Source organism: Agrobacterium tumefaciens, assembly GCA_025560025.1.
Lineage (GTDB): Bacteria > Pseudomonadota > Alphaproteobacteria > Rhizobiales > Rhizobiaceae > Agrobacterium.
Window position 1 is genome coordinate 822,555 of the sequence record CP048486.1, and the last position, 15,694, is coordinate 838,248.

Genomic DNA, 15,694 nt, shown 5'->3' on the forward strand with positions numbered 1-15,694 from the left:
GGCTTTTCTCGATCCTAAAACTTAAGCCGCCAACGACGCGACGGGCGGCAACCGATCATCTTCGCTTGGCAGGCCGCCTGCAGGCGGACGAGCTCTTTATCGATATCGGCGATGCTGGACGACGCGACCTTTACCCGCTGTTGCATAACAGGAGAGCGAATTTCGCTCTCCTCGATTTGCTCGCCTGCAAGGCGCTTCGCTTTCGCCGCAGCAAGCGCTGCATAGAGAGCACACGGGTCTTCTACATCGACAACGACACCCGCAATCTTCACGGTATTCATGCGGGCGCGCCTTCCTTCTGCGTCGTTTCGGCTGCCGGCTTCGAACCATATCCACGTTCAAACGGGCTCCGCATGCCGGCTTTCACATAACGCTCGTGCCACATGAGCCGGCTCTCAAATACTTCCTCCGGATCGTCGCCGAGTTCGGCACATTCGCGTTCCAGCGTTCCTGTACCGTTGGCGATACGCTCGCTGGATGCCTTTGCACGCTTCTCGTCATCGGCAGTCGGTTTCGAAGGCCCCTGGCAAATTGCCCAAAGGATTTCCTCCCGAAATTGGCGGAAAACTTCATATCCGCCCTTGAACGGTATCCGTCCCTCGCCGATTTCTTCATCCAGCCACCCCGCGTAGGGAACCAGAACGTGTGGTGCCGCAATGCGGTCCGTACGTCTCTGGGCGATGGGCCAGAGAGCCGAATTTTCCATGTTCGTACTGGCATAGGTGGCATTGGTATAGTCCAAGGTATACCCGCCATATGACATGCCGAGCGCCCGCGCCGTCTCACGATGGAGCGAGGCCATGAAACTTTGAGATTCCTTTCCAGGTGTGGAAATGGACTTGAATTCAAGATCTTCACCCGGAGCGAGGTGGGAAACGCCAGCTCCGGCACCGAGGCGAATTTCCGATTCCGCGGCGCGATCCAGTTGCGCCTTGAAGTATTGCGCAAAGTCAGACGCAATATCTTCCACACCGGTGGCGCCGCTTTCCTTCATGCTTTCCAGCGCCTCGAACGCTTCTGCGCTCGGCTTGTCGCTTTTCAGGATGGCAGCGTAAATCGTCTGCAAAAAATGGACCTGGGCCATCGCGTCATCAGTGTTCTCCGCCATCAGGTATTTTCTGAATGTTGTGGCGAGAGGCGACAGGCCACGAACATCGTCCGAAGAGAACGGATCGAACGCATGCATGACGAGCTGTCGCCCGTCTGCGTCCCGTGCGGCATAATCGATTTTCGTCGTCATGCCGTCGCGGCGCTCTTGGAAGCGGTAATGCGTCGGGCGTCCATAGGCATCATGAATGACGCCCTGATACATCCCTTCGATTTCATTCGTATCCTGCACCAGTTTCTGCGGGGAAACGAGCAGAAACTTTGTACCTGTTCTGGTTCCCGGCAGCCTTTGCGCTTCCGGCAAATAGGACACAATGCCCGTACTTTCCCCGAATGCGAGCCAGTGTCTCAGGCCCACATCGGTCTGCTGGGGGATTGTGAATTTCGCACGGAAGTCGCATTCCAGCGGGTTCCATGCCCAAACCTTGAAACGCCCCTTTACCATCCGTGTCCAAGAAACAGCTTCGGCGCGGTCGTAACCGAATTTCGTCAGATCTGGACGCGGGTTCAACTGCAGTTCGACGCCGACCGTGTCGGCAAGGATCTGGTCAGCCGCGCCGCGCAGCCGTCCGGAATTCTGCAGCATATCCATGGCAAGGGCTGCCGCCCGCCACCATACGCGGCGGATTTCGTCGCGATGCTCTCTCAGCGATGCAGGACGGGAAGCTATGATGCCGGATTGTGTATCACGAAGGTACCCGGCCCGATGACGGGACGGATTTCCGGCAGGAACAGCGACACTGCCGGCCTTCACCCGTACCCGCATCTTTTCCGTCATCGTCTTTTCGCCCACCTGTTTTCGACTGGTTTCTTCACCGGCAGAGGTGGCACGATCGGAGATTGCTCCGGCGGTACCCTCTCTGCCACTTGCTGGCTTTCCGGCGACAAAAGGTCGACCGGTGTTGCAGGTTCATATTTCGCGCGGAGCGCAGCCCACTGGCTTTTGGTCAGGCGAGAGATGCCGAGGTGTTCAGCCATCGCCATCGCGTAGATGCGGCAATCAAGAAAGTGGTTATGCTCTCGACGAGGCATCCACTCTTCGTGCAGCTTGCCCTTCACCATCTTCTGGCTGAAATATTCCGCAGTCAGCTGCTGAAAATACTCCTCGCCCAGATCCATATGGAAATGGCAGTAACCTGGTGGATCTGTCGCTTCACCCGAACGCAAACCGGTTTTGTGAAGGTTTCCGTAGAACTCCGCCTTCAACGCCCAGGTGCCGACCGGCCACGACATAGCCGAACCATGCCTCTTGCGTTTTCCACGCTTGTTTACGGATTTGCGCACAGGTGGGCTAATCGCAGCGACGCCACGCCCTGGCATACCCTTGATGGCGTACGCATTCGGGCGCCGCCGACACCATTCGAGCACCTGAGTAGGTCGGTACCCACTGTCGACAGCCAAAGCTTCGATCTTGCGCAGGACACCGTGGCTGTCAGGAAATTCCTGTTCACAAAATTCTTCGAGAAGGAGCCACGCGCCGCCTTGTGGATTATCCGTCGCACCTTCGAAGAACTCAGCGAAAACATTCCAGCTCTGGCGATCTTCTGCGAAGACAACGCCCTCACAGTAAATGCCGTAGGACTGAACGTCAGCACCGGCAACAAAGAGTAGACCACCAGCTGGAATTGTGCCCGCGAGGTATTCTTCCCGTCGCTCCATAAGCCGTTGATGATCGGGGGCATTCCCTTTCATCTGGTAGGGCTTGGCGCAAATCAGATTGGAATAATCCTTTGCGCCCGCCTCGCCCTTGGCCTCATATTTGATCTTGTCTTCCGCGATGGCCTCATAGGACATCATGAGCGACATGAAGGCATCCACATGGAAGCCGGGATGCCTGTCCGGACCCGTTATCGTCGGAATATAGCGCCCTTGCTGCACAGCAGGGACACGCTCCATTTCCGAAATGTGATGCGTGCAACTAACACACCGCATAACCGTCTTATGCAGATGCTCCCGATTTATCAGAAGATTGGCATCTTCCTGAACCTGCTCGGTACCGCACTCCGGACAGCGGATGTACCAGAAACGTTGATCCGAACGGCGAAAATCACGGTCAATGCGGCAATGGCCCGGACCTTCTCCGAGCGCGTCACCGCTATCGAGTTCCGGTGTCGAAAGCCCAAATATCTTGTAGGTTTTCTGCCGACGAAACGCAGTGAAGCGACCGAAGAACAGGTTTTCCGGATCCGCTCCGTTAGGAAGCGTCTGCCATTTTGAAACCTCGTCCTTCACCCCGAAGCGGGTCGTCTTGGCCGAAAGGTCCATAACGGTATTGGCGTTCGCCAGATAAAGCGATCCGCCGGGAAACTTCTTTTCGTAAGTCGTAGATCCTACCCCGGACCGGCTGGTCGTCGGCATGATGATCTGTTTTCCGGTATGCTTCTGCCAGGCGTCAATGAGCGGCTGAAGCTTGCCAGAATTGATATCCTGCAGGGTATCGAGACCCGGCACGCCGTAAATCGAGTTGTCCGGGCAGGTCTCTGCAATGTAGAGCATCCACGCCAGCGCCAGAATTGAGACGCCGGTCTGTTGCGATTTTCGAACCGTTACCTCTGTGCATGGATGCTCAAGACTGAGGCACTGCGCGATTTCGACGAGATACGGCGCATCTTCGGCCGACCATAAATCTCCCTTTTTTGGACCATCCACGAGAACGATGTTTTGAGGAAGATACACGTCAAAGGGGACTGGAGCCTCACTCCGGATTGTTCGCGCCAAGGCTGAAGACACAAGGCGAAAGGCCCCGGGATGCACCGTCATGCGTCTTCATCCTCAATCAGCGGGTCGCTCTCGGGCGCTGTTTCCGCCAGAGCTTCGAGCTTGTCGGCGATGTCATTGCAAATATCGATTGCGATCTGACGAAGTAGCACGCGGACACCGTGAACCCCTTCTTTCGAAACGGCCAAAGCGATTGTGTCAGCCCGATTAGGAAGGCGCTTAACGATGGACTGAATTTCTCCGCCAATGATCGCAACAGCCTGATCGGTTCTGTCTTTGCGGATAAGAGCTCCGCAATCTTCCTGATGTCGGATCTTTTCGCGCCCGACTTTAAGCCATTCTGATTGCCGGCGCGCTTCGTCAAAACTGTTCTCATCTCGGAACGGAAGCTCCGGTGGAGACTTGCCGTCCGCCCTACCATCTGGAGACCGAAGCGGCGCGGTTGCCTTGGCAGGGTTCACATGCCTCTGTCGATAGTGGTCATAGTGGGCAAGAGATACCGCGACCACCTGCCCCTGTGAGCCACGCTCAATCGGAGTGTCCGGGCGATCTTCCGCCAGCTTTTTCACGGTCTTGGAAACGGCAGCCTTGGAAACACCGTCCCGCGCAGCAATCTGCGCGATGGACCACATCACATCGCTCATCGTTGACCCGTTCGTTAACCCATGCGTTAACGCCGTTAACCCCGTTAACCCAATTTTTTCAACTGTTTGACTGGCGGCTTTTCGGGGTCGTCCCGGCCCGCAGGGGGAGAAATCCCGGTACGGTCCCTTGACCCAGGGGGGGGGCATCGGACCCCCTCGAAGGTCATGATGACGCCTTGCCCAAGGGCTGCTCAATCCTTCCATGGCGATGGCGACCGTTGAACGTTAGGTTCAAACCATCGGTCATTCAAAGGCATCTGCCCAGAGCGAGGCGGGCTGGTAATTCTGCGGCGAGAATGTCGCCCATACCTACAATGCAAGAAGGCGACCAATTGGCCGCCTTATCTGTCATCGTCGCATAGCTGTAGCACTGACCCTGAATCGGTGTCTCGCTCGGGAGACTGTCAGGGCTGGGTCCGGGCGCTAGAGCAAAAGCCCGCTAAGAACCGGATTGACCATGCGCATTTGTACTCACACTTTTTCGAGCATGACAAGAGGCATGTTGAAGACCGTGGGCTTGCCGAAGATTTCGATGGTGACGACAGCATCACCTTGATCAGCGCCACCAAAGGCATCAACCGCAACCTCAAAGCCGACGAATGGACCGCTGGTTATCCTGACCTTATCGCCCTTCCTGATGGCATCAGATCGACGGTTGTGATCATACACACCTTGTGCCGCCAACTCCTTGAACTGGCTTATCGATTCCGTATTTATCTTGACCGCAACCTCACCCGACATAATGATACTCTTGACGTGATCGAAGGTGAGGATACCCCGCAGCGCATAAGCATCTGCCACACAGAAAACGAACACTATGCCGTTGAAAACGGGCGTCGGTTTTGATGGAAGTATCTTATATCTACGCTTCCGCTCAGGTCCTTGCCGCATGATGACGCAGGCCTCTATACCTGCATCGATCATGGCATTTTCAACAATATTCTCCCGTCCGTACTCGACCTGAGCGATAATCCAAGCCGAATCGGAAACGCCATGCGCCCTCTCTTTCGATGCCGATTCGCGCTCATGGGCCACTCTCGCCGCCTCTTGCGCGATGCGATCTAGCTTCGCGAAGCCCTTGGGTGAGACGTAACCGCAGATATCTTCGAACTTATGCTGCATCATCGTTCCGTCCCTCGTTCAGTCTGGATTTGAAGTTCTCAATTGCGATGGACACGGCCTCGTCGAGATCGTTCACGTCAGCGGGTATCGGCGGGAACTGGGCGAACTCCAGACGTTCCGGAGCAAGCGGCCATGGCCAGCATCGCTCCGCGTAGGCACGCTTCCATGCCTCCCATACAGGCCCGTTGACGGCGACCCGCTCAAAGTCCTTACTGATCTCGACAATGCGGTTCGTTACCGTGAAGCGCTTGCGCTCGATAAGCTGGACGGCCTCCGGCCAACCCTGCCTTTCCTTCTTATCGCGCCAGATCAGGTCCTTCTTTTCCGGCTTGTTCTCGATGATATTCTGCTCGATAAGCGTCAGGGAGAGCGCCCGAACAGGAAGAAAAAGCTTCGTCATCAGGAGCGCGCGACCAGCGCGGGAAAACACTGAGACCATCTCCGTCGTCTCGGTCTGCGGTGATTGCACGCTCTGTTCCGCAAGCTTCACCCAGCGCCGTTCCTTCAGGTATTTGGCCGCAGAGCAGAGATATTTTCGACCGGTGGACAGGGCGACGGCCTGATAGTTCTCCGAGTGAGCAAGCGCACTGGCCCGCTCATCTGGCGACAATGCGCCCCACTCCCGGCGCGCATCCGGCTCGCTGTCGTGGATCGCCGTCTTCCACGACAGGAAGAACCGCTTGAACGCCGTTTCGATCGCTTTCGGATTTTCTTCCTCATCCCCCAAATTGCCGCGCGCAGGCGCATCTCTCTCTACTGAAGGTTCTATTGATGGTTCTATTACGGTTCGGGTGACATGGTGACACCCCTCTCCGCAGTCAGTGTCACCCGTCTCCGTCGTCGGTGTCACCCGTGTCATGGTGTCACCCGTCTGATCTGCCGGGATGACGGGTGACATGGTGTCACCCGTTGTTTCCGGCTGTTTTGCGTCCGGAAGGCGGTCAATGGCTCGCATATCGAAGTCATATCGTGTCGCCTCACCAGGGCGACCCGTGGCCTTCCTGACGATGATCAACAGGCCTTCGTTGACGAAATCGGCGAGAAGGCGCTGCACGGTCCGGACGGACAATTCTGTTTCCTGCGCCAGCGTTTCCACGGACGGCCAGATACCCTTGCCGTTATCGTCGGCGAAGTCAGCCAGCCGAACCGCCAGCATCTTGCGGCTGCTGGAGCCAAGCTGCGCGCGGAACAGACGGCTCATGATGAGAATGCTCACTTCACACCGCCTTTCCGCGCCAGCGTCTCCATGAAGGTGCGGGCGGCGTTCAGCAGGTGCTCGACATCGGCCGGCAGGCGCCCGAAGCGATCCCGCACCGTCAGCAGCGCCGAGATCTCCAGATCGACAAGCTGTTCACCGCGCATAAACCCGGCCTTTCGCAGGGCGCGGTAAATGGCGGTTTGCTCGCGATAAAAGGTGAATGTCGGGATGTTGAGCAGCCACCGCGCCCGCTCCGCATCCGTCCTGCAATCCTGTAACTGTTCGATAACCGGCGAAATCCCCGTCACGACCGGCCCCCTTTCCATAATTCGAAGTCCGAGCGCAGGTCGATAAACGCCGCCTGCGCCCGCTCCTCACGATTGAGTTGTGTCTTGCTGGTGATGCCGATCAGACTTTTCAGGACCGTATCGGCATGTTCCTTGTTGTGGATGGTGCGCGACTGGGCGGGATGCTGCCGCTGCTCAAGAAATCGATGAAACAGCGTATCCGCGCACAACATGGCCGCATTTGCGGCGAAATCGCCCTCGCGCAAGCGGCTGGTCAGCTGGCGTTCCGGCGGCTGGCTTTGACCGCTTCGAAAGGCAATCTTGGCGCGCTCCCGCAGGGTCAGGAAGAGGATGGTGTTTTCCAGCGCCCCGGTCAGTAGCTCGATTTCATCCGGCAGGGCGTCCGCATAGAGCGTGCCGAGGATGACGCTCTCACCCGTCGAGCGCCGCGCGATGATATGCGTCTGGTCACCATCGGCATCGATCCGCCACCTGTCGCCCTTGCAGCGTCGGGTGATATCCTCCAAACGCGCGACGCGGGCCTTTTCACGCTGGCGATTTTCCTGCTCGCGCACCGTCATGCCGCCACCCCAAGGGCGTATCCGCCCCATTGCAGCGCCATGGCGGCAGCGATACCCGGTTGCGTCTGCGACCGGATTTTCCAGCGGTCTGCACCTGGCGATGCTCGATGAACAACGGACCATCGCTTGTGCTCGTCAGTTCCCGCCTTGGGCGGAACCAGCCTGTTTGTCGCCACGAGTGACGGCAGGCCCCGAAGATAAAAGGATGTCGCCTTGAAGGACGGATCACCGAAATGCCATGGCTGCACCGTCTGGGCGGCCTTGTGATAGTTCCGGATCCGCTCCTTGGCATGCCGGTGCATGACAGGGTTTTCCACGGCGATGCGCGGTATCGGCGCATTCCAGCAGTCGGAAAACAGCGCAGCGCCCTCATCAAGAAGCCGCCACATGATGGAAAGCCGGTCCTCGCGGGACAGAACGGCCCAAACCTCCCGTTCCGCGTCCGTCGCCTCATTCGGGGCATTCTTCGGCGGATCGACCAGCCATCGAACGCCGGAGTTGCAAAGTCGGGTGCATGGCGGATGCATGACGGCCAGCAAATCCCAGCCTTCGTGCAGGATGTCGCGGATGTCGCAGATGATATGCCGGTTGCTGCCATCATCCGCCGGCAACAGGTCGCAGGACCAGACATCATGCCCCAATGCCGCAAAGGCGCGGCGAACGACGCCCGAGGTTTCGCAGCCGATCAGAACCTTGAGCGGCTTTGCGATTTTCAGGGAGGATTCTAGGAAGGCAACCGTCACTCGCACGCCCCCCACTGATTACAGGAGGTGTTGAAGTCGGCCCGCATGAGCGCGAGGCCGTCATATTGCAGGCCGCCACGCGATGTCTTCGACCACTCAACGCGCGCACGGATACCTGTTCGCCCGAGCGACCAATCATAATCTTCATTTTCCCAGCCGCACGCCAGGAGTGGATCGTCGGTAACATTGAAGAATGTGGAATTGCCTCTCTTGCTGACGCTGGAAACGAGGGCTTCCCATTCCTCTATCTTGTCTATGTGGTCTGGAAATCGTTCTGCAATGGCGCGCATTTCGTCTTTGCGGCACATGATGCAAGGCATGCATCCAACACGCCCCATCCCGGAATCGTAAAGCGGATTCCAAGGAACGGAATGCTTGCGATGGAAGTCGAAAACTTCTTCTTCCAGCCATTCAATAAGCGGTCGATAAGCATATGCTGTCCAGCTTTCGCCCGCCCGCCGATCTGCGGCGGGAAGCGAGAACGGAACAGGGTTGATACGCTGGAGCCGAGGCAAGTCACGGCGCGCAATACTCTCTTGGTGGCGAACGCCCTGCCATGAGATCAGCGTATTACCAGACTCAAGGATTGGGCGCTGGACCGTTTCGAACATCGGCACCAGCTTGAGTTCGTCCGTACAAAAACGGGTTTTGGATGAAGGGAATCGCGTTTTCCAAAGGCAAAGGTCAAGGAAGGGATTGCCGGTCGGATGCAGCAGCGCAAGTGCCCTCTCCACCTTGTCCATCGGCACGCCCTCGACGGGCCAGACGCGGGCAACGTATTCTCGCTTCTTGGCAAGCTTGGCGGTAAAATCTGCCTTCACCCACTCGATTTCAGGCCCGCCAGTCCGCCCCGGCAGTTCCCGCACGAAATCATAGGTCCATTCATGCTCGTTGCCGGTATCGGCAAAGACGGCGCGAAACGGCAGACCGCGTTCCATGGCGCGGAGATAGAGCGCCGTCGAATCCTTGCCGCCCGAAACGGAAACCACATGCGAAAGCGTCATTCCGCACCGCCTTCCGGCGCGCCGGCCTGATTGCCCCAGAACTCCCACGTTCCATTCAGGCGCACGTCGCCATCCGCGAGGCTCTCGCGGCGCTGGAACATTTCGAGCTTGGGCATGGTCGGATAAAGCCGGTCGATCTGTTCAGCGAACCAGACGGGCTTTTCGCTGTGACGTCCGACCGGATGTTCGGTGCATTTGATGGGCTGGGTGCCGGGAATGGGCGCGGGGAAATCGCCGCGCGTGCCGATCAGCAGAAGTTCGAGGTTGTCGAAGCTCCAGTACCCGGTCCCGGTCTGATCGCCGGGATAGATTTTCTTCCAGCCCCAATAGCTCTTGTAGGTATACCCCCAGCGTTCCAGCGCCCTGACGCCATTGGCAAGGTCCGTCACCCACATGAAAATCGCCGAATTATGAGCGCCGGGGCAACCGAGCGACATGATGTCGTCGAGGGACATCGTCGGATAGTGGTTCTCGGCGCTCTTTTCGCCGCCGGTCACTTCCGAATAGGTTTTGAAACGCCATGGCGGGTCCGCGTAAATGATCGGGAACGCCCTGCCCTGATCCTGCCCGACACCTTGCCACCATGGTGCAACGTTCTGGCGCGCGGCGATCTGGACCGCGAGATCGGTGCGGACGGCATGTCGCATCTTCTGATCCTCGGCGCGCTTGATCTTGGCGACCTTCGCTAATTCCTTGAAATTCGCCGGTTCCGGCAGGAACATGGTGCGGATTGGCTTGACCGCCGGCTGAGAAACGCCATCGCGGCCCACGATTGTCGCTTGGTGGGGAATTTCCCCACCATCGACCATGCGTTTTCGTGCCGCCGATACCGTCTTGTGATCCACGCCGAGCTGCGCGGCTATGGCGCGATTGGAAACCGTCGGCGCATCCTTAAGATGCTCCTGAATAATCGCCTGCCGCTGCGCGCCGGAAAGATGACGACGCGCGAAGTTGAGAGAACGGGCAAATGATCGCTTGCCTTCTTCTGTCAGTTGCTTGCGGATGAAGCGGGGCCAGTCGGTAATACCGAGCATCTTGCAGATGGCGACACGGTGGTGGCCGTCGAGGATTTCACCGGCCTCGTCATATTCGACCGGAACCTTGACACCGTGCGCGGCGATATCATCGTAAAGCGCCTTGAAGTCGTCATCGGAAAGCGGCGGCAAAAGCTGGTACGGTCCGGTCACCACGATGCGGCTTATGTTATCTTCCGGCAGCTTGCCTTCGGTTTTTGCGCGCTCGATGACGGCAGCCGCGCGATCGCCCGGACGAAACAAGTTGCCATCCTTCGGGTCGCGCGTGAGATAGCGGTGACCCATTGCCGAGCAGGCCGTGCGCACCTCCTGCGAGGTCTGGCAGCGGTATTCGCCGTCGCGCAGCGCGGATGCAATGATGTTCAGGCCGGCATCCTTCGGCATCTGGAGAGATTGCGCCGTCATGCTGCACCGCCTTTGCGCATCAGGCGCAGATCGGTTTCGCGGATGATCTCGGTGGCACGTTCCACCGATACGCCGCGCGCCAGAAGTCGAGCAGCGAAGCGCGGCACGAACTCGAAACCGGCATCATTTATTGCCGTGCGGATCGGGGCGGGAAGTGCATCGAACAGTTCCATCAATGCACCCCTCTCAACTGGCGGAGATAGGCCTGCCCGCTGCTGGTGATGATCGCCTGCCGCTTGTCATTGGACAGACGGACGTATCCGGCGCGCATGCACTGGACTGCGGACGGCATTTCACCGTGGTGGATCTCGCGCCAGCCGTCAGCATGGGCGACGTGTCGCAAAAAACCGCGGTCACGATCCGAAAGCGGATGCTCAAAAAGAGAAACAGCGGCACTCAATGTCCTGCCTCCTCGACAATGCGGCAAACCTCGCATTCAGCGAGGCGCAGCGTTTCAGCGATTTCATGGGTGGATCGACCGGAGCGCCAAAGCTCCATCACCCGCGCGGTGCGGGCCTCATGTACGAGTTTGGAACGGCTGGTTTCGGCGATGCAGAGCGTCACAGGTTAACTCCGATGGCCGCCACACGCGCCATAGCTTCCTGCCGCGTCAGCTTTTCGGATGGCGGTAAAGCAATTCGCGCCGGAAACGCGGTGTCGATCCATCCAAGAATGCCGGCGCGCAGCGTTTCGGATCTTGGCGGATGTTTGCGTCCAAGGCGAAGTGCGGCACGGCGTTCGGATGCGTCGCGATCCACCAGATCCCAGATGTCGTATTTTTCCAGCGCGGGAACGAAGCCCGGGTTCGATAGCGCCGGCGGCCGCTCCGAAAGAGCGAGAAGCAACGGGATCAGAAGTGCCGAATCCCAGATTTCGCGATTGTCGTTGTATCCCTCTGCCTTCATCAGCACTTTGAGGGCGGCAACAACCGCATCGCGTGGGCGCGTTTCGATGACCGAGAGAAACCCCTTGATGCCGTAGATATCGCCCGCAACTTTCGTGAGAGACGATCCGTTCGAGGTCATCAAACGGCAACCGCCTTCTTCGGCTATCGATTGAGCTGTGACCGCCCATTGCTCGCCGGCAGCAAGCGCAGCCTTCAGGAGCTGCCAAACCGTTACGGCGGTGACCACGCCATTGACGGCAGCGAAGGCCGCCGCCTGCTCGGTCCTGTTCATCTGGACGATCTGACAGGGAACCTGCGAGAATCCGCAAATGGCGGCGGCATGCGTGCGGTGCTGGCCGTCGATTATCGCATATGCCCCCCCCTCCACGGGGGAGACGAACACCGGCGAGAACATGGACCAGCGGAAATTTGCCGCGATGCGACGGATCGCCTTCCAGTTCTGCAGCTTCAGGTCACGCTGGTAATCTTCGTCGATGACCAACTGATCGATATCGATCCATTGAAGGATGGGAGCCGGGCCGGCGGAAACTTCTGCCGGCCGGTCAATTTTTGAGAATTCTACCTTTCGCAATGCCATGCCAGTCAGCCTTTCTTGATGTTCACGAGCATCTCTTTCAGCTCGCGAATTGCTTCGTGGATTTCCTTGCCGATCCGCTTCTTTGCGGCGGCCGTGCCAAGCGTTCCGGATGCCTGGGCGGCTTGCAGTTCACGCACGACGTCCATGACCTCGCTCATCAGGTCGATGGCGTCCGTCTCTGTTACGGGTCGCGCCTCATGAGGGTGATCGTCATCGATAACCAGCTTGAAGCCGAGCGTGCGCGCCATAGCGGCGACGATGACGGGCGTTTTCGCACGCCGGTCCGCCTCGATGGCAACATCGACCGGAATCAAGGTTTCTTCGTTTTCGATATTGAAGCTGGCGTAGTTGGAGAGCGTGGAAACCGTCACGCGCGTCAGCAACGGAAAATTGGTCACGCCGCCGCCCAGCTTGTAGCTGGCGTCTGTCGCGCCTTTCAGGCTGCGGATTTCTTCTTCGGAAATAGTGCGCACGAAAACACCCCTGAAAACGCGTCAAGGAAAGAAAATCGGAAAAGGATTCGGTGAAGCCCGCGCGGGCGCGGCCTATTCGTTGCCCATCAGATCAACCGCAGCCCCGCCACATCAGCGGCGGCAGGAACAGGAGAGACAAAGATGAACGCAACGAAAGAAAAGGGCCGCCGGAGCCGGGAGGAGAGGCGTCACGGCGGGTGCGCAGAGGGGAAAGGAGTAACCCTCGCGCAACAGGAAAGACGTTCCGGACGGAAGGGTCCGCAGGCATGTAAAGCCTCTTCCGTCCGGTATCCCGTGCGCGCACTGCCGGGAAAGCGCCGGGATTGGTTGCAGCGGCAGGATTCGAACCGGGGGCATAAACCACGCGGGATGACCGCATCCCTACGCTGCGATAAAACTGGAGCGCCGTCATTCTACGGCCTCCTGCGTCCTGGTCACTTCAGGCCGCTGTACATCAGCGGGCCACGTAATATCTTTGGGCCAATGATCCGAAAACCATTGCATCGCCTTTTCAAAGGTCCCCGTCGCGAGATCGCCACCACTGGCTATACCATCGAGCTTTGCGCCACGATTGAAGACAATCGTTGACAAGCGCTTTCGGCCAATCCCGGCGGAAGCTGCATAAAGGTCTGCGATGCGGACAATCTGATCTTTCATAGCCATGCGGGCTAAATGCGGTCTTTTGTCCGCATTTGTCAAGGTCAAAAGACCGCTTTTGTTTGACCGCATTGCGGCTGATAATCCGCACATGGAGAACAAAGTGCTAGATACAATCAGGCAAGTCATTGATGAGCTTGGCATAACACCAGAGGAAGCAGCCAAACGCAGCGGCCTTGAGCGGAGTTATTTTCGGAAGCTTTTCGAGCGAGGCACGACGCCGAAGCTGGATACGATGCGGAAGATAGCCGCGGGATTGGATGTTCCGCTTGACCGACTCTCGGGAGACAGCCCTTCTTTCGACAGCAAAGAGAACAGCGGGAAAAACCTCAGGATGCCGGATCGGCATGAAATGCCCAACGATGTGCCGGTTCTAGGTACAGCGGCAGGTTCGCACCTGCGCGGCGCGTTTCAGATTACGCCGGATCCCGTTGATTTCGTGAGGAGGCCACCTGCGCTTATGGGTGCGAGAGATATCTATTCGTTGTATGTTGAGGGCGAGTCAATGATCCCTCAGTTCTGGCCCGCCGACCTGCTATTTGTCAGTCCGCACAAGCCTGTGAAGGTAGGTGACCCGGTGGTCCTTCAAAGCCAACTAAATGGAAACGGCTCGATTGAAGCGACAATCGGCATTTTTCTGCGTCGAACCTCGGACTGGATTGTCATCCAAAAACATAACCCTAGGGCGGAAGTCGAAATTTCGCGATCCACGATAATATCGATGCACAAAGTGCTAACAATGAACGAGCTTTTTGGAGTGTAACATGAAGACCTGCGTAATGATTGCCGTCGTTGCTCTGGCACTCTCGGCGACCCCAACCTTCGCGCAGGCTGACAAACTCCCGAAGAAGAATTGCGCGCCAGCCGCAGATCCGGCGGAATGCGCAACGCAGGCGTCAAAGATCGCCAACGACTGGAAAAAGGCGAACAAGGGCGATTATGCGAGCCAGCGCAATATCGCATTTTGCTTTAAGGACGGATGCGGCGGCGCGATAGAGACGAATTTTGTATCCGCGTGCGCCGGGCGGATGATTATCCAGGCTGCGGACAACAACAAGGATGTTGCAGATCGCTGGAGTTTCGATGCCGACTGCAAGTCGCTGACAAACTCAGACCGCCGCACCGCCCTGGGTGAAGCCGAAAAGCTTTTCAAGCGCATCTACGGAAAGCAGATGCCAATAGAGCGCCTACTGAACAACTAGCGCTCGAAACGACGAATCACCTCATCGATACTGCAATAAAAAACCGCTTTTGGCGCAATGCCTTAAGTGGCACTTGCGGTCATTTGTCCGCATTTCGGTTGACAGCGGACAAATGACCGCATTATTGTCCTCTCCATCCAAGCCGCTTGACCTCACGGCTCGGAGAAAGACCGGGCGGCGACCCTACCCCTCTCAACCTCGCGCCGCCCGGTCCAACCTCAACGGATGGAGACCGACATGCTGCACATCAAAACCAAAAACGACGAAGAGCTTAAGGATGTCATGTCCGACGCGATGCTGCGTAAGGGTGAAACCTGCACAGTGACGGATCTGCGCGAGCACTTCACTGACGCCGAAATCCGCCGTTGCGGGAAAGATGCGGCCATCCGCGCATACGACAAGCGCGTCCTCGAAAAGCGCGCCGCCGCGTGATCATCCGCTCCGGTTTCCGCCTCGCCCGAGGCGGTTTCCCGAACGGATGGAGATCAACATGGCGAAATTCTCACCAGCACAACGCCGCAAGGCACATTGCGGACCCGCATTCAGGCAGTCGTACATTGATGACGGCTGGCGCGCAGGTGCTGCACACATCATCTCGGCATTCACGCGTCTGCGGGCAGCGTCCGAAATCCGCAAGCGCTACCAAACCGGCCATGTACGGGCATCCGACGCGCTCCGTATTTCATACGTCACACTTCTCCATGCTCGGAAGGATTTGCACATCGGCCGTCGCATGACGCCTTTGCCAGCCTAACGCCGCATCCGCTTCGGTGTCCGTCTCATCCACGAGGCGGCATCCGAAACGGATGGAGGCAGCTTTGATCCACATTTCCCCGATGATCCCGCAGACCCGCCATGACCTCGGCACCTTCCGCAAGGATAGCGCCGTACCTTATGGCCGCTTCTTTCTGGCCTGCGTCACCGCCGTGCTTTTGCTCGGCTGCATTGGCGGGATCGCGCTCTCCGCCACCCGTCTCTCCGAAATCGAACGCATCTACGCCGCTGACGCGCGCGTCTGACCACTTCCAGCCCAAA

At 58.0% G+C, this 15,694-nt stretch carries 22 protein-coding genes and 1 tRNA gene; 5 read left to right on the forward strand and 18 right to left on the reverse strand.

The window, feature by feature from the left end; all coding sequences use genetic code 11:
- Window positions 1–14: 14 nt before the first annotated feature.
- The 18 genes from FY152_17720 to FY152_17805 form a co-directional block, all read right to left on the reverse strand.
- Window positions 15–281 carry a hypothetical protein gene (locus FY152_17720; GenBank protein ID UXS34001.1) on the reverse strand — a complete coding sequence of 89 codons (267 nt, stop codon included), beginning with the start codon at window positions 279–281 and terminating at the stop codon, window positions 15–17.
- Window positions 278–1,885, reverse strand: coding sequence for a phage portal protein (locus FY152_17725; GenBank protein ID UXS34002.1), 1,608 nt, complete (start codon window positions 1,883–1,885; stop codon window positions 278–280). Before FY152_17725 ends, FY152_17720 begins: the two co-directional genes overlap by 4 nt.
- Window positions 1,882–3,867 carry a terminase gene (locus FY152_17730; protein UXS34003.1) on the reverse strand — a complete coding sequence of 662 codons (1,986 nt, stop codon included), beginning with the start codon at window positions 3,865–3,867 and terminating at the stop codon, window positions 1,882–1,884. Before FY152_17730 ends, FY152_17725 begins: the two co-directional genes overlap by 4 nt.
- Window positions 3,864–4,469, reverse strand: coding sequence for a hypothetical protein (locus FY152_17735; protein UXS34004.1), 606 nt, complete (start codon window positions 4,467–4,469; stop codon window positions 3,864–3,866). The genes FY152_17730 and FY152_17735 overlap by 4 nt, the downstream gene beginning before the upstream one ends.
- 471 nt (window positions 4,470–4,940) lie before the next feature.
- Window positions 4,941–5,594, reverse strand: a complete 654-nt coding sequence (locus FY152_17740; GenBank protein UXS34005.1) for a hypothetical protein — start codon at window positions 5,592–5,594, stop codon at window positions 4,941–4,943.
- Entirely contained in the window at window positions 5,581–6,792 is a 1,212-nt protein-coding gene (locus FY152_17745) for a helix-turn-helix domain-containing protein (protein ID UXS35097.1), read from the reverse strand. The genes FY152_17740 and FY152_17745 overlap by 14 nt, the downstream gene beginning before the upstream one ends.
- Before the next feature lie 11 nt (window positions 6,793–6,803).
- Window positions 6,804–7,097, reverse strand: a complete 294-nt coding sequence (locus tag FY152_17750; protein ID UXS34006.1) for a hypothetical protein — start codon at window positions 7,095–7,097, stop codon at window positions 6,804–6,806.
- Entirely contained in the window at window positions 7,094–7,657 is a 564-nt protein-coding gene (locus tag FY152_17755) for a hypothetical protein (GenBank protein ID UXS34007.1), read from the reverse strand. The genes FY152_17750 and FY152_17755 overlap by 4 nt, the downstream gene beginning before the upstream one ends.
- On the reverse strand, window positions 7,654–8,367 hold the full coding sequence (locus FY152_17760) for a hypothetical protein (protein ID UXS35098.1): 714 nt from the start codon (window positions 8,365–8,367) through the stop codon (window positions 7,654–7,656). Before FY152_17760 ends, FY152_17755 begins: the two co-directional genes overlap by 4 nt.
- Window positions 8,368–8,396: 29 nt before the next feature.
- Window positions 8,397–9,404 carry a phosphoadenosine phosphosulfate reductase family protein gene (locus tag FY152_17765; protein ID UXS34008.1) on the reverse strand — a complete coding sequence of 336 codons (1,008 nt, stop codon included), beginning with the start codon at window positions 9,402–9,404 and terminating at the stop codon, window positions 8,397–8,399.
- Window positions 9,401–10,723, reverse strand: coding sequence for a ParB N-terminal domain-containing protein (locus tag FY152_17770; protein ID UXS35099.1), 1,323 nt, complete (start codon window positions 10,721–10,723; stop codon window positions 9,401–9,403). Before FY152_17770 ends, FY152_17765 begins: the two co-directional genes overlap by 4 nt.
- 116 nt (window positions 10,724–10,839) lie before the next feature.
- The gene (locus FY152_17775) at window positions 10,840–11,016 is read right to left on the reverse strand and encodes a hypothetical protein (GenBank protein ID UXS34009.1); all 177 of its coding nucleotides are present in this window, start codon (window positions 11,014–11,016) and stop codon (window positions 10,840–10,842) included.
- Window positions 11,016–11,243: a hypothetical protein gene (locus tag FY152_17780; GenBank protein ID UXS34010.1), complete on the reverse strand. Its 228-nt coding sequence runs from the start codon at window positions 11,241–11,243 to the stop codon at window positions 11,016–11,018. Before FY152_17780 ends, FY152_17775 begins: the two co-directional genes overlap by 1 nt.
- Entirely contained in the window at window positions 11,240–11,407 is a 168-nt protein-coding gene (locus FY152_17785; protein ID UXS34011.1) for a hypothetical protein, read from the reverse strand. The genes FY152_17780 and FY152_17785 overlap by 4 nt, the downstream gene beginning before the upstream one ends.
- Window positions 11,404–12,327 (reverse strand): ParB N-terminal domain-containing protein, encoded by a 924-nt coding sequence (locus FY152_17790; GenBank protein ID UXS34012.1) that lies wholly within the window; start codon window positions 12,325–12,327, stop codon window positions 11,404–11,406. The genes FY152_17785 and FY152_17790 overlap by 4 nt, the downstream gene beginning before the upstream one ends.
- 5 nt (window positions 12,328–12,332) lie before the next feature.
- Window positions 12,333–12,800, reverse strand: a complete 468-nt coding sequence (locus FY152_17795) for a hypothetical protein (GenBank protein UXS34013.1) — start codon at window positions 12,798–12,800, stop codon at window positions 12,333–12,335.
- Between the two features lie 324 nt (window positions 12,801–13,124).
- Window positions 13,125–13,191, reverse strand: a tRNA-OTHER gene (locus FY152_17800).
- Between the two features lie 17 nt (window positions 13,192–13,208).
- Window positions 13,209–13,463, reverse strand: coding sequence for a hypothetical protein (locus tag FY152_17805; GenBank protein UXS34014.1), 255 nt, complete (start codon window positions 13,461–13,463; stop codon window positions 13,209–13,211).
- An 85-nt stretch (window positions 13,464–13,548) separates the two neighbouring features.
- Here FY152_17805 and FY152_17810 point away from each other — a divergent pair, with 85 nt between their 5' ends.
- The 5 genes from FY152_17810 to FY152_17830 all read left to right on the forward strand — a co-directional run bounded on the left by FY152_17810 (window position 13,549) and on the right by FY152_17830 (window position 15,678).
- Entirely contained in the window at window positions 13,549–14,220 is a 672-nt protein-coding gene (locus FY152_17810) for a helix-turn-helix domain-containing protein (protein ID UXS35100.1), read from the forward strand.
- Window position 14,221: 1 nt separating this feature from the next.
- Window positions 14,222–14,659 (forward strand): hypothetical protein, encoded by a 438-nt coding sequence (locus FY152_17815; protein ID UXS34015.1) that lies wholly within the window; start codon window positions 14,222–14,224, stop codon window positions 14,657–14,659.
- Between the two features lie 240 nt (window positions 14,660–14,899).
- Window positions 14,900–15,091 carry a hypothetical protein gene (locus FY152_17820; protein ID UXS35101.1) on the forward strand — a complete coding sequence of 64 codons (192 nt, stop codon included), beginning with the start codon at window positions 14,900–14,902 and terminating at the stop codon, window positions 15,089–15,091.
- Between the two features lie 58 nt (window positions 15,092–15,149).
- Window positions 15,150–15,413: a hypothetical protein gene (locus tag FY152_17825; protein ID UXS34016.1), complete on the forward strand. Its 264-nt coding sequence runs from the start codon at window positions 15,150–15,152 to the stop codon at window positions 15,411–15,413.
- A gap of 64 nt (window positions 15,414–15,477) precedes the next feature.
- A complete protein-coding gene (locus FY152_17830; GenBank protein UXS34017.1) occupies window positions 15,478–15,678 on the forward strand; it encodes a hypothetical protein in 201 nt (66 codons plus the stop codon).
- Window positions 15,679–15,694: the final 16 nt, after the last annotated feature.